Annotated in this window: 15 protein-coding genes; 11 read left to right on the plus strand and 4 right to left on the minus strand. The window is 41.6% G+C overall.

What is annotated here, in order from left to right; all coding sequences use genetic code 11:
- Nucleotides 1-60: 60 nt before the first annotated feature.
- From DVA44_RS24335 to DVA44_RS24350, 4 genes are read right to left on the minus strand one after another with little or no spacing between them, the layout of a single operon-like run.
- On the minus strand, nt 61-450 hold the full coding sequence (locus tag DVA44_RS24335) for a hypothetical protein (protein ID WP_000815011.1): 390 nt from the start codon (nt 448-450) through the stop codon (nt 61-63).
- Nucleotides 447-968, minus strand: a complete 522-nt coding sequence (locus DVA44_RS24340; protein WP_000598517.1) for a hypothetical protein — start codon at nt 966-968, stop codon at nt 447-449. The genes DVA44_RS24335 and DVA44_RS24340 overlap by 4 nt, the downstream gene beginning before the upstream one ends.
- Nucleotides 961-1,797, minus strand: a complete 837-nt coding sequence (locus tag DVA44_RS24345; protein WP_058688219.1) for a hypothetical protein — start codon at nt 1,795-1,797, stop codon at nt 961-963. Before DVA44_RS24345 ends, DVA44_RS24340 begins: the two co-directional genes overlap by 8 nt.
- Nucleotides 1,794-2,741, minus strand: a complete 948-nt coding sequence (locus tag DVA44_RS24350) for a metallophosphoesterase (RefSeq protein ID WP_000718595.1) — start codon at nt 2,739-2,741, stop codon at nt 1,794-1,796. Before DVA44_RS24350 ends, DVA44_RS24345 begins: the two co-directional genes overlap by 4 nt.
- A gap of 363 nt (nt 2,742-3,104) precedes the next feature.
- On the opposite strand from DVA44_RS24350, the gene parM reads away from it, so the two are divergent.
- The 11 genes from parM to trhN all read left to right on the plus strand — a co-directional run bounded on the left by parM (nt 3,105) and on the right by trhN (nt 18,810).
- The gene (gene parM / locus DVA44_RS24355; RefSeq protein ID WP_000818954.1) at nt 3,105-4,142 is read left to right on the plus strand and encodes a plasmid segregation protein ParM domain-containing protein; all 1,038 of its coding nucleotides are present in this window, start codon (nt 3,105-3,107) and stop codon (nt 4,140-4,142) included.
- 11 nt (nt 4,143-4,153) lie between these two features.
- Nucleotides 4,154-4,666 (plus strand): hypothetical protein, encoded by a 513-nt coding sequence (locus DVA44_RS24360; RefSeq protein WP_001151875.1) that lies wholly within the window; start codon nt 4,154-4,156, stop codon nt 4,664-4,666.
- Nucleotides 4,667-4,687: 21 nt separating this feature from the next.
- Complete coding sequence (locus DVA44_RS24365) at nt 4,688-5,656, plus strand: IS5-like element IS903B family transposase (protein WP_031942297.1); 969 nt, start codon at nt 4,688-4,690, stop codon at nt 5,654-5,656.
- Nucleotides 5,657-6,260: 604 nt separating this feature from the next.
- Nucleotides 6,261-6,713, plus strand: coding sequence for a H transfer determinant A (gene hdtA, locus DVA44_RS24370; RefSeq protein ID WP_000952689.1), 453 nt, complete (start codon nt 6,261-6,263; stop codon nt 6,711-6,713).
- Nucleotides 6,703-7,128: a hypothetical protein gene (locus tag DVA44_RS24375; protein ID WP_000836981.1), complete on the plus strand. Its 426-nt coding sequence runs from the start codon at nt 6,703-6,705 to the stop codon at nt 7,126-7,128. The genes hdtA and DVA44_RS24375 overlap by 11 nt, the downstream gene beginning before the upstream one ends.
- An 8-nt stretch (nt 7,129-7,136) precedes the next feature.
- Nucleotides 7,137-7,691 carry a plasmid transfer protein gene (locus DVA44_RS24380; protein ID WP_000235773.1) on the plus strand — a complete coding sequence of 185 codons (555 nt, stop codon included), beginning with the start codon at nt 7,137-7,139 and terminating at the stop codon, nt 7,689-7,691.
- Between the two features lie 119 nt (nt 7,692-7,810).
- Nucleotides 7,811-12,115, plus strand: a complete 4,305-nt coding sequence (gene rsp, locus DVA44_RS24385; RefSeq protein WP_001232109.1) for an IncHI-type conjugal transfer protein RSP — start codon at nt 7,811-7,813, stop codon at nt 12,113-12,115.
- A gap of 277 nt (nt 12,116-12,392) precedes the next feature.
- Nucleotides 12,393-12,905: an IncHI-type conjugal transfer protein TrhF gene (trhF, locus tag DVA44_RS24390; protein ID WP_114388472.1), complete on the plus strand. Its 513-nt coding sequence runs from the start codon at nt 12,393-12,395 to the stop codon at nt 12,903-12,905.
- A complete protein-coding gene (locus DVA44_RS24395; RefSeq protein WP_001256132.1) occupies nt 12,892-14,403 on the plus strand; it encodes a TrbC family F-type conjugative pilus assembly protein in 1,512 nt (503 codons plus the stop codon). Before trhF ends, DVA44_RS24395 begins: the two co-directional genes overlap by 14 nt.
- Nucleotides 14,404-14,547: 144 nt before the next feature.
- The gene (gene trhU, locus DVA44_RS24400) at nt 14,548-15,603 is read left to right on the plus strand and encodes an IncHI-type conjugal transfer protein TrhU (protein WP_181231580.1); all 1,056 of its coding nucleotides are present in this window, start codon (nt 14,548-14,550) and stop codon (nt 15,601-15,603) included.
- An 18-nt stretch (nt 15,604-15,621) separates the two neighbouring features.
- Nucleotides 15,622-18,810: an IncHI-type conjugal transfer protein TrhN gene (trhN, locus tag DVA44_RS24405; RefSeq protein ID WP_000776701.1), complete on the plus strand. Its 3,189-nt coding sequence runs from the start codon at nt 15,622-15,624 to the stop codon at nt 18,808-18,810.
- Nucleotides 18,811-18,816: the final 6 nt, after the last annotated feature.

Genomic DNA, 18,816 nt, shown 5'->3' on the forward strand with positions numbered 1-18,816 from the left:
TATTGAACTGCATCTTTATGATGCAGTTCATATGATTTATATTTTTAATTTCTTGTTATATTAATATGGGGTGTGCGCAGGTTCAGACATATAAGGTCTTAGTTCTATATGAACAGAAGCGCCATTCCCATCATTTACTACGTTTAAAGGTGCTTTTCCCGGCAATGACATAGTTGCAACGTCAGGTCCAGAAACAGCAAAATTATTTTCTGCTGAAGGCATTACTGTAAAAATCTTTATAGCAACATTTTCATGTCTAAATAATGAAATCCCAAAAGTAGAACCAGCTTCGGTATTGCTCACGTCCACAACCACAGGGGTTTTTCCTAGATATTCATTAGTTAGTATGTTTTTTACTAATGCCCCTTCCGGGACAGTATAGATACGGTATGGATATGCTAAAGCCGTGTGACAAAAACATATTAAAATAACAATTAATGTTTGTTTCATAGATTATCCTCATTCAAAAATAAAAGATATAACTCTTGAAAATCGTGGTTAGTAATTAGGTCCGCTTTTCCGGGAAAATCGTAACTAACAGAAAATAAAAGCGAAAGCGAATCTTTTCCTTTTGCTTTGGGAGAGATTCTGCTAAAAGCACGGTTAATAAACATAAGTTGATCTTCATTGTTGAAGCAAAGTCCAAGCATTCCAACCGTAGGAACTACGAATGTGCTTACGCTGCCTGGGGGCAAAAGTTGCTTACTACGGGCATTGTAAGCACAACGACTACCGCCTAGCGTTAGGCCTGAAAGCTCAATAAAACTTCTGGTTCCATTCTTGGCGACAAGCCAAACATCAGTTCCTGAACTTTCGACACGTAAAGTAACTTTTCCGTCAGTAAAGGCCTCACTTTTATTGTATAGAATAGGGTCAAAACCAACTGTCGGGAGTTCTTCGATTTTACTTTCTACTGACTGACAACCAGTCAGTAATGCAAACAATAAAAGTGTGATAACTTTAATCATCCCGCTTCCTTAGATTGTTTTTGGCGCTCGTTATAAAAGATAATGATTCACCGGGGTAGAGAATTGTTTCTTTCGTCCAATAACCATAACCACCGAGGATATTTTTTCTTTTCTCAATATAAACGGGTTCAGAAAATACTAAATGTTGATATTTAGGAAGAGATAAGATTTCATATTTTCCTTGTCCAACTAAGAGGTAATTCTTCTCTTTAGGATTGATGGATACTGGATTACCAACACTTTGAGGTATGTTAAGTTTTTTTATATTTAGGTCAGAATAGTCAGGAACGGACACTTGATCATTAGACGTATTTCCGGGAAGAGTAAACCCTTTACCCTGATCCGGTCCAAAGATGGCAATTATATCTTTGTTGTTTCTTGTGATCGAAACGATAGCCTGAAGGGGCGTATTAGCAAGGTCATTTATAAACGATATAGTTAGACTTGATTTTGGCTCGACCCAAACAATGCTTTTTCCGGATGTGCCTTCGCTTAATGCAATTTTTTCATTTAGTAAGATTTTATTTTTGGCAATGATATTATACTCAAGTTTTGGTATCACAATAAAAAGTGATTCTTTATTTGAAACATTCATGATTTCTAAGAAATTGGTTTTGGTCATGCTGGTCTTTAGAACAGGCCTATATTTACCATTTATAAACCACCTTCCGTTTATAAGCTCCGCTTTAGCAGATATAAGTGAATCACTTTTCTGTGCGGCAGAAGAAAAAGCATCTTTTCTATGCTCTTTCTCTTGATGTGGTGCAGCTGCTGCGTGAAGATGCAAAAGTAATGTTGAAATTGAGATAATCTTCCAATTTATCTTCATCTTGTTACCTCAATGTTGTTTTCAATCGAATCGAGTTCTAAAGGATAGGTTTTAAGTGAATAAAACTTGTTTGTTGTTTGTATTAGCTGATGGCACAATAAAACTGGATTGTTCTTCATGATTATTTCTACTAATGTAAGTGCTGGTGAGTCAGTTTGCGGTATACCCGGAGCAACTATTACCTGGTCTTCTAATTTTGACATATAGAGTGATCCAGTATTTATATGCAAACAATTACCGATCAGTACTGGAAGATTGTTTTGAGTACGACCATGGGCTTTTCGAATGCTGTTTACAGGATTCCTACCTAGGACCATAAGGTTGACGTCATTTATCATCATTGGTATTACGGCATGGTCCATACCGAATAGAAACTGGCTCTGAAAAATATTCACATTGGCATAGTTGAATGCTTGAAGCGCATTATAAGTATCAGTGAATGATGTGCGGATAGGGGCGTAATCAGAAGGGCAAACCCCAATTTTTATATCGCCTTTTAGTAAAATCTGCATCATCGTACCAAGCTGGGTATTAAGAAGTTTTTTTACCTCTTCCTCTAAATAGTAACGATTCACAGCTTTATGCCACTTTCCGCCCATTACACACCATCTCTCATTGAGGTATGTGCTGGGGTAAAATGTTCTCCGGTCTTTGTTTAATGGTAACAATTTTTTTAACATTTCTTCTCCGGCTCCGGCAGCTGAGAAATGCCTCACAAAACGTCCATCGAAAAAGCCACTGTTTATCGCCTTCATCAATTCTATGGGTTCCGGCCCATAGTCAAACAAATTTCCAGTAGAGAAAATTACTATCTCTTCTTCTGGCTTTGTAACTGATTGGATCAAGTTGCACAGCGCAGAGTAATGTCCATGAGGATCTGCCAGAAAGAAAATCCTTCCGGAGAAGTTTGTAAGGTCTATAGTTTGGACGTGCTCAGCTGCCATAAATTCCTCTACGTATGTTTACATCGATGATACGGTATTTCGAACTATGATTTTTTTACAAAAAGGCGTCATTTTGGATTCTAAGCCTAAGGACCTTTGTTACTTACAGGTAAAGGCCCCAGTCCTGGCTCTCAAACAGTTCATACTTAGGATGCAAAGTAACTTTCTGATTATAATTGGCTCCTTTATAAACATGGTTAATACATGAATACAGGAAATTTAACGGTAAGGTATTTAAAATGGAAGGATGCTGAAATAACATAGACTTACGTATTTTTTTAATAGTGTTAATGTTGATAATAGGTCACCATTAATGTATAAAGTTAATATCTAATATGGTCCTATTAATAAAAGAGAGTTTTTATGGCTGAACTATTAAAATCTGAAAGTCCTGTTTCACCATCAGTGCAGGATATCACTGAAGCTTTAAAAATCGTTGTCGATGATGGAAGTAAAGCTGCAAAACTGGTTTGTCTTAATGAAAGAAACGAATTAGTTCCCTTGCTTACACAAAATAGTTTTGTTCCAGATTTCCGTGTTCGCCATGAGGGTCTCAATCCTTTTAACTATCTTATTGATGGGCTGGAAAGGTTTTCGCATCACAGCGAATCTAGTAACTCACTGGAATCGACTGATGTATCTCACCAATACGATGAAATTAGCCGGTTAAATGTTCACCATGCACTTCATGCTTCTGGTTTAGTTCCTCAGGATGTTCACCTCTTTGTTACTTTACCACTTAGCCAGTTCTATACTGCTTTAGGGGAAACGAATATTGAAAATATTCAGAGAAAAAAAGATAATCTGATGAAACCAGTAGAGCGTTATCTTGACGGTAAACGCTATTCTTTTAACGTTTTGTCTGTGACTGTTTTCCCTGAATCTTTACCAGCTGTGACCCGGGCAGATGAAATTGAGGATATTGCTTCATTTGAATCAAGTTTGGTAATTGATCTTGGTGGTACTACTCTTGATGTTGCAAGTATTACTGGGCAATTAGAACAGATTTCGAAAGTAAAAGGTTTTGACCGTATTGGTTGTTCTATTGTTTACGATGAGATCAGCAGGTATCTTGAATCTGAGAAACTGAATACGAGTAATGCTTACATTCATCATCTTGTTGATAATCGTCATGATAAATCAGCTTTGAAGGTTGCAGAGGACAAGCGTGACGGTGTTTTTGATGCGGTAAACTCTGCGGTACAGAAGTTGCAAAGTAAAGTAATCAGAGCGGTTACACAAGTCGAAGAGAGGCCTCATAATGTTTTCCTTGTTGGGGGAGGTTCATATCTCATCGAAACAGCTATTCGTAAACATTTTGAAACGGCTAAAGTTATCATGGTAGACAATCCGCAGTTCGCATTATCTTTGGCAATTGCTGATACTATTTATTCAGAATAATGAGCTAGAACATGGCTAAATACCCTATCTCAAATAAGGCAGATAACGACCGGATTCAGATCCGGTCTTTCTGGATATCCGAAAGAAAAGCACCCTATGTTTATAGTTTCTTGAAAAAAACAGAACTTTGTCATAGGGGTGACCAACTGGATTTAATTAGGTCGGCTATTAGTACCGGGTTGGTATTAAATAATTTATTTCCTGACTTGGCAAATTTTATAAATGGTTTAAACGAAAGATTAACACTTGCAGATCTTAATAGGTTTCTGAATGATGGAAATACTATAGATACTGAACCTAAGCCTCCTATTAATGTATTGCTAGAGAATGTCTTAGATCAAAAGTTTAAGGAGTATTTAACACCTCTACAATTAGATAATTCAAAGCAGGATTCTGTTTCTGTAAAAGAAACCTTCCTTGTACAAAAGGAACATGCCTGCTTTGGTGTGAAGATTGAAAATGAGGGAAGCGATACCTCTATACCATCTGAAAGCCCACTTTCTTCAGGTGCATGGCTTTGTTGAATAAATCGAACTTTTGCTGAGTTGAAGGATCAGATCACGCATCTTCCCGACAACGCAGACCGTTCCGTGGCAAAGCAAAAGTTCAAAATCACCAACTGGCCCACCTACAATAAAGCCCTCATCAACCGTGGCTCCATAACTTTCTGGCTGGATGATGAAGCTATTCAGGCCTGGTATGAGTCAGCAACACCTTCTTCACGAGGCAGACCTCAGCGCTATTCTGACCTTGCCATCACGACTGTGCTGGTCATTAAACGCGTATTCAGGCTGACCCTGCGCGCTGCGCAGGGCTTTATTGATTCCATTTTTTCTCTGATGAACGTTCCGCTACGCTGCCCGGATTACAGCTGTGTCAGCAGGCGGGCAAAGTCGGTTAATGTCAGTTTCAAAACGTCCACCCGGGGTGAAATCGCACACCTGGTAATTGATTCCACCGGGCTGAAGGTCTTCGGTGAAGGCGAGTGGAAAGTCAAAAAGCATGGCCAGGAACGCCGCCGTATCTGGCGTAAGCTGCATCTCGCCGTTGACAGTAAAACACATGAAATCATCTGCGCTGACCTGTCGCTGAACAATGTTACGGACTCAGAGGCCTTCCCCGGGTTAATCCGGCAAACCCACCGGAAAATCAGGTCAGCCGCCGCCGATGGCGCTTACGATACCCGGCTATGTCACGATGAACTGCGGCGTAAGAAAATCAGCGCGCTTATCCCTCCCCGAAAAGGTGCGGGTTACTGGCCCGGTGAATATGCAGACCGTAACCGTGCAGTGGCTAATCAGCGAATGACCGGGAGTAATGCGCGGTGGAAATGGACAACAGATTACAACCGTCGCTCGATAGCGGAAACGGCGATGTACCGGGTAAAACAGCTGTTCGGGGGTTCACTGACGCTGCGTGACTACGATGGTCAGGTTGCGGAGGCTATGGCCCTGGTACGAGCGCTGAACAAAATGACGAAAGCAGGTATGCCTGAAAGCGTGCGTATTGCCTGAAAACACAACCCGCTACGGGGGAGACTTACCCGAAATCTGATTTATTCAACAAAGCCCAGGTGCATCCAAAATTTCAAAAGAAAAGTCCATTTCCTCTGTGGTGCCAGTGCTAGAAAAAGTATCGGATGAAAATCAAACCGCCTCCATAAGCATAAAATCTAAAGCTAAGGCAAACAAGCGACTAGCGACTTTGGCAAGATAGGTGAGAGACAGTACAATCGACTTCTGAGTTCAACTTGTCTTACCAGGAAAGCCAGCATACTTGCTGGCCTTTTTTTTGTTATAATAAACTCAGGCTTCAGCTGAATCTGTAAAATTACTGTTAATGAAACGGTATTTTAGGTTAATTTGGATGCTGTTACAGGAAGTGCGGATTTTTCCTAAATTTGTAAAAAACCTAAGAATTATCTTAATAAATCTGGTACTTAATTATTATTTTACGTAAAAAGTCTTTGTGGTTTAATGGTTATGTAAGGATTTTTTGATACCCTTATACCCGATGGACCTAAGGTCACTGACAACGATGTTCATGTAGAATCTTCGTTTCTGTAATCCCTTTTGTCCTTGTCCCAAATGATTGATTATTATAATAAAGGCTGATCGAATGCTATCTCGCAACTCACTAATACATGGTTTACGCCGAGACCAGTTAATCGGAGTTCTGACTATTTCAGAGTTTCCGGTAGTTATGGTAGAAAGCCACTTCATTCAGTCTGAGGTTATGGGAATAAAACCCGTAATTTTTAATATTGATGAGCTTCTTGTTTCTATATCCCCAATTTCCTCTCTTAAGTTCGATTGGGAGTGGGCCCCAGTTGATACAATACTCATTGAAGTTATCATTCCACCTGTAGAGTCAGACCTTGTAAGTGCAGAAAATGACTTCCTCCGTGATTCTGGTATTGGCCATATCCAGTGCGAGCCTGGCGGAGCATCAATACGACGTACAGTTACCTTCGTTGGTGGAATAACCGCTGATAACTTACTGTATCAGTTGAGGCTTATGTGCGTAAGCGCGTTAAAACTTTTAGGAGAGGAACTGGGGGATGAAGTCTAAGATTAGATATGTTTTATCTGGTTTTGTTGTGTTATGTGCATTTGCTGGAGTTTATAAAATCCTAAACAATGTTCCGGTTAAACCTGACCTTTTGGACTTCACTGGAAACACATTTAAAAAGACATCACTCTTCCTGCCATGTGATAAAAGCTCGCCTTCTTTAAACATTAAAATTGCTGATAACGAGAAAATCGTGATCAACGGCATCGCTTCAAAAGTAACTTTTGTTGAAAAGGCTGACCCCGTCAAAAGCCCTGGTTTTTGTGATGATCTTGATCTAAACAATTCTCGCCTTGTACATACGGCATCTTACAGCCTGGTGATTTCTGAAACCAAAACAGGATTTACACTATCAAATTTCAAGCATCTTGCCGATGATGAATCATTAGGCGGTATGTGGTTTTATCAAAAGTGACTTTTTATATGGCAACTTCAGACTTCGCTCTTAAAAACCATAATGTTAAAGCATTTGGTCAGGATGCAGCCCTTGTCATTGAGATGAACAATGAAGATGTTAGCTCATCAAAACCTTCACCTTTTTCAAATGAGATTGATAATTATTATCTTACATTGCACGTCGCTCCAAGGAACGCAAAAAAAGATTATGACTGGGGCTCAAACCGTTCTGTACTTCTAAAATTGTCGACGAATGAAGTTATGCAGATGGCATCTGTATTTCTTAGAATCATGCATACTTTAAAGATTGATAAGAGGAAAACCTCACATCATGGCCACGTCGTATACAAAAATATAAGCGTTACCCCAAACGAGAGGGGCGGTTTGTTGTTATCCGCAGGGATAGTTCCAGTCGATAAAGATGGCTTAAAACCCTTCATGCACATGGTCCCCGTCTCACAAATGGATTGCGTTAAAATTGGCCTCTACATACTTGGATATCTTGCTCAAAAAACGCCCTGGGTAAGCTCCGAGTCTATAATTACCGCGCTTCGCTTATCTGAAGCCAAGAATTCAAAATAGCGCATTAACATACGGAATATACGGAAAAATACAGGTTTTTTTAAATGTTATACGAACGGATATTTCTGTTTTTCATCGTAAAGTGAGTTTAATTTTGCTCAGAAAAACAGGTATTCGTCATGAGAAAATCAGGTTTAGGTTTAGCCCTGTTGTTTTCTTTAATTGCTCCGATTAAAGCGGTCTATGCTGAAGCGATTATGATTTCAGGAAAGCTACAGGCTGATTTGCCAGCCGTATCCTTTGACCCGGGGCCGGGCGACTTTGTTGCATACGTTAATTCTAACACTATCACTGCCTCAGGTGCAGGCACAGCCTGTAATGTAACGGTTGATGATCGAGCGACTTCCTCTGTTGATAACCTCGTTTGTTTTTTTGAGTGGTTACCCAATACCTTGGGATTAACTTCTAACGGCTTCACTCTTTCAGGCGTTCCCAACACCACCGGTGATTTAAAACTACCTTACAAGATTTCTTACTTCTCTGGTTCTGAACGGAAAAAAGTTGAAATAGTAAAAGGTGAATATTCAATCAAAAGTGTGGCACCGGTAAAACCAACTATCACCGGTCTTAAATCATCCCTGAACGGATTAGTCTATGACGGCTTTTCTTTCAAATCGTATTTAAAGGATGAAGCGATCAAAGATATCGCTGTTTCTGTTGAACCCCGCAATTATATTCAATACATCTCAATAGGTTCAGGCTCCGCCTGTGAAGTACCTATTGGCGGAACTTCCTGTACCATTGAAGTTGGAAGCATTAAGGCCAGTGATACAGATGAACTTTTGGGTTCACGTGATATCACAATTACAGCAAACTCTAAGAATAATTATTTCGCACCTCCTGAATCCAAAAAGCTTGTTGTTAACTGGGATTATCGGCCTCCTGTAGTAGACCATACACTTTGGAATTTTACCGATGAGGCTAAAACAATCAAAGTAGGTGGCCAGGACATCTATACCGGAGCCAAAACCGTTGCTGTGGCCGTTAAGGTACCCCAGCAAGAAACAGAAGGTGAATGGTGGCTCCCAACAGCTATGTCGCTCACTATGACTCCGGATGGCGTGTTTAAGCCGACGACTAAAGTGACTTTAGATGATGGCACTGAGATTGATTTCAAACAGTCCTGGGCAACCCCTTTACGTAGAACTTTACAGCCGGTAAGTGGACCTCAAAAAGTCGGTGATGAGTACCTCTATATCTTTGACTTAACGGATCTTATAAACGGGTCCTACGCAGCGACTTTTACAGTAGAAAATACGAGCAAAAACTCTTCTACGTACACTGAGCCTGAAAGCAAACTGATGCTGTCTGATAACCCAACGCTTATGGTTCTCAAAGATGGGCAGGTATTAACTAAACGAGCACCCGTATACTTCCTGAACGAGATTATCGTTGCAGCTTTCCAGGGGCAGGCTGGGGTTGCTGACATAAAATCAGTAACAATAGACAACAAAGTAGTTTCGTTAACACCTACAAATTATAAAGGTATTTACTACCTGCCGGTTGGAGACGATTTAGCAGTTAATTCGGATCACGAGATTACTGTGGTGGCTGAAAACCTTTATGGAAAAAACGTAAATTTCAGTACCGTGTTCACTTATCAACCTACTGGATTCACTCTTAAGAATCTGGAAAAAAACGTAACTCTTTACTCGCGCGTACGTCAGTATACGGACCTGCTTAGTCAAACAGCTGGTGATAAATGCACTCTGTTTACCACAGAGGAAAATGCGAATGCTTACCTCGCCTGGTATGGGGAAAAATCAGATGTTACAGCATGCTACCCTCAGTGGAACAATGTCCCTGATGGGTTGGAGTTCTATTTTAAAGGACGTACCCCGGGTCTAACTGGATTCTTTAATAAAACAGGTGAGAATCTGCTCGACTATCAAGTCTATATGATTAACGGGAAGGGCTCTAAAGCGGTTTCCGCAAGGAATCGCCGTACTCTGACCACACAATTACCATACAACCCGATCATCTCTTACAAAAAGAATAAAGTCATAGCAGGCATCAATCCGAACACTGCTCTGGCTTATACGACCGGGGGGGAGGCCGCTCGAATATTAGCGAAGGTGGTACCAGCTGACGTTACGATGATCGTCTCTCAAAACGGCTCTGAGGCTGTCAAAACGTCATTTAAAAATCGTTCCTCAAACAACGATGCAACGACCTTTGTACAAAGGGTCAAGGTTGCTGCTGCACCATTGTGGACAAAGAACGTCTTTGACATAGCTGTAGAATACTCAAAGGATCCAGAATTAAGAACTACAGACACCCTCAACGTATATACGGTGCCTGATTTCAATATTCGAGCATCGATGGAAGTGGATGACAAAAAAACAGCCACATCTCTTGAAGTGCCCTTAAAGGTAACAGTGGGGCGTTATAACAACTCCACACGTAAAAGTGCATTTGACCGTAAAACAATGGGAGAATGGGACGTCACGATATACTCTCAAAAAAGTGTATACGGCAAAGATCCAGAAACAGGCCGTTATAAAACTACATACGAAAGAACTGCGCTGACTGAAGCATTGCCGGTCAATGATGCGGGCATTGTCGAAACCAAGATTAAAATTGAAAATATGGATCTGGGTAATATGCGTCTGGTTGGTGTGGCTAAGGTCAGATCGCCATTCTCTGATTTTGAAATGAAACGTGAGACCAGTGCTGTAGGCATTCGAATCTATAAAGGTGAGGAACTGGAGGGTAACCTGTCGAAAAGCCTTATTATCGGAAGGATCCCACTTAGTACTCTGGTAAGCTTCAAATCTGCCAGTACGGCTAACTCTGATGCACTCGCCCCCACCGAATGGCAGCAGTCCTCTGATAATGGTCAAACCTGGACCATGCTTTCCGACATGACCGGAAAGAGAAGTGTAAGTATCAAAAAGACAGAAGTAGGAAAGTGGCTTTATAGGGCAAAAATGACTAATAAATTCACATCCAAGATTTCCTACACAGATGCCTTAACGGTAGTTACCTACAAGCAGCCTAAGCTCAGTATAGATGTTACAGACATTCTTCAGGGCTCAGATATACCTGTAACCCTGCTTGATAACGATGAACCTATACCAGCAGGCACCGCTGAGGTTCTCTGGTCAGAGGATAAAGTCAACTGGGTGCAGGGAGATACAACTTACACTGTGGCTTCAGCTGATACCCTACCGTCTACGATTTATGCCCGGATGCGTTACCTTGATTCCGATGAACTGGCAGAGGAGTCTTCATGGAAGGAAACGTCTGCTCGGTTGGCAGCCGCAAAACCCAAGCGCCTTTCTGTCTCGGTAACGGGGGTTTCAAAGGTAGAGGTTGGTCAAAAAGTTACTTTGGAAGGTAAGTTCACGAACCCTAACAGTAAGTACCAGAATGGTAATAACGTAGTTGAAGAATGGAAAACACCGGATGGCCAGACATTTAAGGGCTCTTCACTGTCTGTTACCCTTACTGAGCAAATGTTGGATAAACAGGGATATGCTGCTTTTGAATACAGTGCATGGTTAGCGGACAATAAGGAGAATACGGTTTCTACCCGTAGAGTTTCTGTCAAATCGTGGGTTTATAAATTTCCCGAGATGAAAATAAGCTCCAAACTTAAATACGACATGGCACCGACCACCCTACGCGTTGCGTTGAGCGGTATTAAGGATGGAGACTATCCTGGTGTTACTTATTCCCGTGAATGGATCTACGACAAAGAGAATCTGGTAATCACTAAAGATGAAGGTGACACCAAAGAATTTACAATTGAAAATCCTGGCAAATATACATTGATGGTTGTTTTCAAAGATAACCGAAACAATGAACAGCGTATCGAAAATACCTTTGTTGTCGATGAACAAACGCCAATGAACGTTGAGATGACACCCAAGTTCTCTAACAAATATATGAGAGCTCCACTCGATGTAACCTTAAGGTCAAACATCAAGCTATCTCATTCGGCGGACTCGATAGATACGGTCACATACAAGGTGAACGGTGAAGTAATACCCAGCGGCAAAAATTATTGGGCTCAACTGATCTCGGGTTTAAAAGAAAAGAAATACGAGATTACAATTGATGTTGTTAGTAAACTTGGACAGAGAGGTTCAGCATCTGTTGAGTTTGATGTCGTTAAAAACGCAGTGCCTAATTGTACATTGAGCTACACGGAAACCAACCTAAGCTGGAGCTTTACCAATAAATGTGATGATACTGATGGAAAAATGGTTAGATATGAATGGTTCATCAACGGCGAATTAAGGAACGTTTTCGGTAGTACGGCTACACTTTCTAAAAACCTTAACCGTGGTAAGCAGGACATAAAAGTAATTGCTTATGATGATAGTGGAGACTTTGCAACACAGCACGTGACAGTTTTCGGACCGGCTGAAGAGGCAAGTAAGTCTGAAAACACTGTATCAATACCAAGCAGTGAGTAGTTAATTTTTAAATATAAAGCCGGGACATTATGTCCCGGCTTTTTTATACCCAATAATTGGACCTTTGAAAAATTAATGTCGGAAAGTAACTTTGCTCCAAAGGCATCTTTCATGGCCGCTAACAAAGCTGCGTATACATGCTGAGGAATTAACATTCTTATAGGTGAATATTAGGTTAGTTTGCAGACTTCCGAGCGTTGAAAAACATGGATAATAGTTACTTGGATAGAGGTGCATCTGCCTAGTAAAAATATTCTTCAGTGCCAGTGAGAAAAATATGAGCGACTACATACCTAAAAAGAGAGGGCTGCTTATACTGGATTGGTATGTCCCCCTTAATATTTTATTGCTGATTCTCGTTATGTGTGTCTTTTTCACCCGTTATACATTTGGATACGGTTTATTGAATGGGTGCCTGCCTGCTGATTTTTATATGATTGATCATTCGGATAAAAGTATTAAAACTGGTGAACTCATAGCATTTAACATGCCGAAATCGGTACGTTTTATCCCAGAAAATGAACGAGTCATAAAAATTGTTGCCGGTGTGGGCGGTGACAAACTTAAAGTAACAATGGATGGGGTTTATAACGGGGACAAATTTTTTGAAGCTAATGCACGTCGTATTTCGAAGAAATACAATATTCCGTCCATTTTGATTGAAAAAGAATTGATAATTCCTGAAGGCGAAGTTTTCCTAATTGGGCAAACCGATCACTCATGTTATTCCCGTTTTTGGGGAACAGTAAAGCTGAATTCAGTAATTGGGAAAACATATGCGATCTTTTAATGTAAATAAAAAATATTTACCAATACTTCCTGGACTTGCGTTATGTGCAGTTTTAAGTAATACAAATGCAAGCACTGAGTATCAACATGATGCTGACCTAATCGCTCAGCAAGCAAAAGGGCTTGGGGCACAGGCTAAAGGTGCACAGCAGCCAGATGGGGCTCTTAGCCTTGATGCTACGCTAAAATCACCAGATGTGCAGAAGTACATAGCGCAAGCTGAAGCACTCCAAAAAAACCAGGACCTGAGCAAGCAAATAAACCGTGGTTACGTCCCCGGTATGAATGCGGATAGTGTTCAAGCAGTTATAGACCATACCCAGGCTATCAGGGCCCAAAGTAATAACTCTGAAGCTGTCAACGATATAATTAGAAGACGTGATGAAATTCAAGAAAACGCCAGCCTTAATGAAGCGGCTCTGAAAGCTGTGGAAAATAAGCCGGAAGTCATGCGAGGACAATCTAAAAATATCGAAAAATTGTTTGGTTCCTCGGGCATCACAGCTGCTGACTTCGAAAGAAAAATGGATAGCACACGTGAAGAAGCACTATCAACTGAAAATGGAATAACGATCTTTGCTTCATTTAGCTTGCCGGATTATGTACTGGAAGACCTTCTACGTACGGCCTCAGAGCATAAAGCTCGTGTAGTTTTCAATGGTCTAAAGAAAGGAACTACTCGGCTACCAGAGACACAGGCAGCAATAAACCAAATGATTGTCAAAGGAAAATTTGAATCTCCTTTGATTACAATTGATCCTGATAGCTTCAGTCAGTATCAAGTAACTCAAGTACCGACAATTATTTCTAGGGAGCAAGCTCGTTTTGCAAAAATGGTAGGCTCCTTCAACGTTGAGTTTTTTCAGCGAGAACTTGCTAAAAAACCCGATCAGGATATTTTCCCGGTTGCTGGTACCACTTATCCCGTTGAAGAAAAGAGCATCATTAAAGAACTGGAAGAACGTGCACAAAAATATGACTGGGAAGGTGCAAAAAAAAGGGCCGTTTCTGACACATGGAAAAATCAATGGATGGTCGACCTCCCTCCTGCCCAGGAACACAAAGAATTTTTAATTGACCCTACAGTGAGGGTCACTCAGGACGTAAAAGATAAGCAGGGCCGTGTAATAGCTTCCGCCGGTGAGTTGATTAATCCACTTTCGAGATTTCCTCAAAACCTGACGATGATAATTTTCGATCCACTCAATCCGGGCCAGCTGGTATGGGCTGAGCAGCAGTATCGACAACGTCTGGGTAGTGGAAAAGTAATGCCAATGTTTACCCGTATCCAAAAAGATAATGGATGGGATCACCTAAATGATTTACGTGAAAAATTTAACGGTAAGGTGTTTAAAGTTAACGAACAGATCATCTCACGCTTTCAGATTAAAAACACACCTGCGCTTATAACTACTGACCAAGATAAATTCCGGATCACCCTGTTTAGCGAGGCAGAAGTCCGTGGTATCGGAGCCCCAAATCTTTCAGAGGAAAAATAAGATGAAACTCGGATTTATTATAGGCGCTCTCTTTGCAACATGGCTGACGCTAAATTATCCGGACCAGATGAGAAGTTATTTTACCAAAGCCGTCGACTATATCGAAAGTGTTGCAACATTTATTACATCCAAGTGAGCATGATGGTGAAAAAATTCAAAAAGTTACTTTTAGAGTTCATTGTAGCAGTTATGCTTTCGCTTTCTATACCGGGTATGGCTATGGCAGCAGATGCTGGAGTCCCTGGGGCTATGTGTCAGTCAGCTGGAGTGTGGCAGGGCTTGATTAAGAATATCTGTTGGAGCTGCATTTTTCCCATGAGGATAATGGGCATAGGGGCAGCTCCAGAAGGCGCTGCTCCTTCACGTCCGGGTTGCTACTGTACAGATCAGAACGGCGTACCGGAAATAGGTTGGCAATTGAGCTTCTTTCAGCCGGTGAAGATTGTTGAAGTTGTAAAGAGCCCCTGGTGCAGCCCCTTTCTTGAAGGCACGATGCTTCAAAAATCGCAGTTTGATATTGGTAAAAGCAACACAAATCAGCCAATGACAGCAACTGAAGCCGGATTTTACGATGTTCATCTTTGGGAGTTCCCAATCATGACAATGCTCAAATTACTGATTATTGGCGAGTGCACTGCTGAACCCTATATAGATGCCAGCCTGACCTATATAAGCGAAGTGGACCCTATGTGGGAAAGTGATCTGCTTACACTCGTCCTGAATCCAGAGGCAGTAGTTTTTGCAAACCCAATTGCCTCAATGGTGTGCGCTGCTGACTGTGTAGCAGTAACAGCAGGAAAGGATAATCTCGCTGCATACTTTTGTGCCGGATGCGATGGCAACCTTTATCCATTAACCGGCCACATTTACGCAAATGATGACGCTGTAAGGACGAGTTCACTGATAACCCAGCGTCTTCTGACTAAACTACATCGCCAGGGAATGCTGATGCGAACGATGGGAGCAGACGCAATGTGTGAGAAAACGTGGGAATACTTTACACCTCGTTCCCAGTATCGGCTTTCAATGCTTTTCCCAACTCCTGAGGCGAAAGGGCCGGATTGCTGTCATCGTCTTGGTGATTCGGTACATGACTGGTCAACCCTTAAAGGTGGGCGCAAAAAAATAGGCAATGATAATTATGTCTATATGTTGTGGCGTTACAATGACTGTTGCGTCAGATATATACCAGGCGCTTGATTTCTAAGGGTAAAAATAATGAAACTTAGAAAAACGATAGCTTCAACTATTATTGCATCAATGATTGCCAATACTATGAGTTGGGCTTTTTATATCTCTCTCATAAATATGGTAATGACTCCTCGTATTTATGCGGCAGACGCTATATTTGACCAGCTCGAAAGTAACTTTAATCTTGCTAATCCTAACGCAAATCGCAATGCGACAACCAGTGCTCAGGACATTGTTGAGAAGTACAAGAATGCGGATTCAGGCGAGAATGTCAGTGGGAAGATCACCGAGAAATACGTGGGTAAAGCCGAATCCGCTAATCTTAATCTCGGAAAGTATGGGGCAGGGAACTCAAATGAAAGTGTCATGAAAAATGCCGCATCCGATGGAAAGTCCATTGGTAGCGCCGTACAACTGCCGAGTATGTCTGGAGGGACAATCAATTCAAACTATACCAAGGAAGGGGCAAAGCTGCTCTCTCGGGATGCTAATGGCAACATTGGTATAAGCAGTAATCCCAATACTACTCCTGGAACCAAAACAAATACCGGAGAGATTTTCAGCTCAGAGCAAAAGCACAGCGATATTAAGTTCAATGCCGCAGATCGTTATGGGGATGAGGATGGCTTTGTAAACGATATAAAGAATCGGAAAAGCCAGTTATTTGATGCTCAAAGTTATGATGGCGTTGCCTACCGCACCCTCGTAAATGCTAACAAGGACAACCCGGCATCATCTATAAAGCCTAACGATCCCATGTTTACTGCGGGGAGAAATGAGATAACAAATGCTGTTGCTGGTACTGGAAACTGGCTTCAGAACTGTAATGTTGAGACCTCTAAAAAAACAGTAACCACACACTATCCTGATTACAAAGAGTTCTACTGTAACTCGCCTAAGCAAGATAACTTCAGCAGCTGCACGATAACCCGTGATTTTTCAGTCCCTGTTTACATTTCAGGCGGAAACGGAGACATGTCGATGTGCGGCGATAATTGTGTGCGTATATGGTTTGGTCGCCGTGATGACAACTACTGGAGTGACGGGGTATATGATAACGAACTGACATTAAAATTCCATCCGGATGCAAAATTGGCCTCAGCAAAGATTGTTAACGCGGAGTGGGATGACCACATGCGGGTAACACTTGATGGCACGCAGATTTTTGCTCACATAGATGGTGCATATCGAGAAAGTGACTATCCGGCTCCTAAGGGATCTTGGGAGTTAAAAAAATCGTGGAAACTCGACAAGGTTTACGATGTGACTGATAAGGTCAGAAAATCGGTGTATGAGGAGCCTGATCGAGAAGTGACAATGGCATCCAGAGTATGGGTTGGTGGGAAGGGTGAAGGGTATTTTGAGGTTGAGCTGACTTTTGAAAATATGAAGCTCGAAGATAAGCACGTCCAGGAACCAGCTGGTTGTTACGATGCTGTACAAGCTCCGAATACATTCTGCCGTTTCGATCGGTTTAAAGATATGGATGTTGGCACAAAACGGCTTCCGGAAAGCGTGCTTTCATTGGCAAAGCCTCTGTATGAAGGTGATAAAGGATTTCTTACCTGGAAGACAAACCTTGAAGGCTACTTTTGTGATCCATTGGCCAAAGACAAAATTTGCTCTTATGACGCTAGTGGAAAAATTATGAAAGACGCTAATGGAAAGGACCTCTGTTACAACTATGAAGAAATAAAGAGTATGCCTGATGCATGTAGTGCTTATAAAAATGATGCAGCATGTGTACTCGATAAACAAACATGTGCAGAGGGTTGGTTCGATGAGGGCACTAACAGTTGCTACATGTATGAACAGAAATACACCTGTGACAGAGGGAAGGATGTAGTTCGGGAGGTTGAATCTTCTACAAATGCCTGTGTTGGCATGATCCCATGTTCAGGTGGAACATGCGAAACTGGGCCAAAGGAAGAGAACAACGATTTTGGAAAAGTTGCGGCTTATTCAAACATGGTTCAGTACATGCAGGGCGAAGCCAAATGCGAAGACCCTAACGATGCCAATTCATGTTCCGTCTTTGAAGGAAAACCTGAATGGTGTGGTCGTTCAGTAGGCTTTGTAAATGGCCTGGCAAAGACGGACTGCTGCGAAGCACCACAGGGAACCGCAGGAGCACTTGAAGGTATCATGCTTGCCGGATCTATGATCAGAAACACAAACTGGACCAGAGTTAATGCTCAGCTAATAAAATGGACCGGCGGTGATACAGGTACATGGGCTTCTATGTCTAATGCGGTCGGAGAGTGGACTGCATCAGCTGGTAAAACAGTAGGGCAAATGTGGAACAACGTCACGAGCTCCTTAACGAGCGTATATGAAAACGTCGCTGGTAATCTAAGCAGGGCAGTTGGGTCTTCCGCAACTTCTGGAGGGGCAGGAGGTGCTGGCCAGTTGGCACAGGAAACAATGTCCAGCTTCGGTATAGGTCAGCTTAAGCAGATGGCAATGAAGAAAGCCTACGAATTGCTACCAGATACAGTTCGTGACTTTGTCTTTAAGAACGTTGCTACTACCGGAGGAGAGGTTGTCTTCTCGGCTGCGGTTCAAAACTTTATGCTTGCATTAAACGTGATCGGTTGGATTTATACAGCCTATCAGGTCACTAAAATGCTTTTAGAAATGTTGGTAGCATGCGACCAGAAAGAGATGGAAGCTTCTATTCATAAGAATCAAAAATCCTGTTTTACATTAGATACGGAACGATGCGTCAAATATCTGAATGTTGGTTTCACAAAGAAATGCGTTAAAAAAGCAACAGACATGTGCTGTTATAATTCCATGTTGTCACGCGTTATTATGCAACAAGCTTATCCGCAATTAGGAATAGACCCTGTCGCCTCTAATTGCGTGGGGCTATCAATAAAGCAAATACAGCAACTGGATTTCGATAAAATTGATCTGACGGAGTGGATTAATGATGCAGTTCAGGTAGGAGAAGTTCCTGATCAATATTCAAAATTCTCCGAAGAATCAATTGTGGAAAACTTACCATTCCAGAATGAGAACTATCAACTTCCATCAGAACGTACCAAGGAAGCAATGGGCGGTGAAGAAAATATGATAAAGGCCAGACAAGAAAATGCTCAGGCTATAAAAGAGGAAAATGTAGATTGTAGCTATTTACCTCGACCGGCCATATGTGAGGTAGGTTCAACTACGCTGGATCCGGTTACGGGCAAGCAGTTGCCGAAATATTGAAGAAGG

The sequence above is a fragment of the Leclercia sp. W17 genome, assembly GCF_003336325.1.
In the GTDB taxonomy this organism is placed as follows: domain Bacteria; phylum Pseudomonadota; class Gammaproteobacteria; order Enterobacterales; family Enterobacteriaceae; genus Enterobacter.

Excerpts from the sequence above, each read along its gene's own strand:
- DVA44_RS24335 (WP_000815011.1), bottom strand. The coding sequence starts at position 450 with ATGAAACAAACATTAATTGTTATTTTAATATGTTTTTGTCACACGGCT.
- DVA44_RS24340 (WP_000598517.1), bottom strand. The coding sequence starts at position 968 with ATGATTAAAGTTATCACACTTTTATTGTTTGCATTACTGACTGGTTGT.
- DVA44_RS24345 (WP_058688219.1), bottom strand. The coding sequence starts at position 1,797 with ATGAAGATAAATTGGAAGATTATCTCAATTTCAACATTACTTTTGCAT.
- DVA44_RS24350 (WP_000718595.1), bottom strand. The coding sequence starts at position 2,741 with ATGGCAGCTGAGCACGTCCAAACTATAGACCTTACAAACTTCTCCGGA.
- parM (WP_000818954.1), top strand. The coding sequence starts at position 3,105 with ATGGCTGAACTATTAAAATCTGAAAGTCCTGTTTCACCATCAGTGCAG.
- DVA44_RS24360 (WP_001151875.1), top strand. The coding sequence starts at position 4,154 with ATGGCTAAATACCCTATCTCAAATAAGGCAGATAACGACCGGATTCAG.
- hdtA (WP_000952689.1), top strand. The coding sequence starts at position 6,261 with ATGCTATCTCGCAACTCACTAATACATGGTTTACGCCGAGACCAGTTA.
- DVA44_RS24375 (WP_000836981.1), top strand. The coding sequence starts at position 6,703 with ATGAAGTCTAAGATTAGATATGTTTTATCTGGTTTTGTTGTGTTATGT.
- DVA44_RS24380 (WP_000235773.1), top strand. The coding sequence starts at position 7,137 with ATGGCAACTTCAGACTTCGCTCTTAAAAACCATAATGTTAAAGCATTT.
- rsp (WP_001232109.1), top strand. The coding sequence starts at position 7,811 with ATGAGAAAATCAGGTTTAGGTTTAGCCCTGTTGTTTTCTTTAATTGCT.
- trhF (WP_114388472.1), top strand. The coding sequence starts at position 12,393 with ATGAGCGACTACATACCTAAAAAGAGAGGGCTGCTTATACTGGATTGG.
- DVA44_RS24395 (WP_001256132.1), top strand. The coding sequence starts at position 12,892 with ATGCGATCTTTTAATGTAAATAAAAAATATTTACCAATACTTCCTGGA.
- trhN (WP_000776701.1), top strand. The coding sequence starts at position 15,622 with ATGAAACTTAGAAAAACGATAGCTTCAACTATTATTGCATCAATGATT.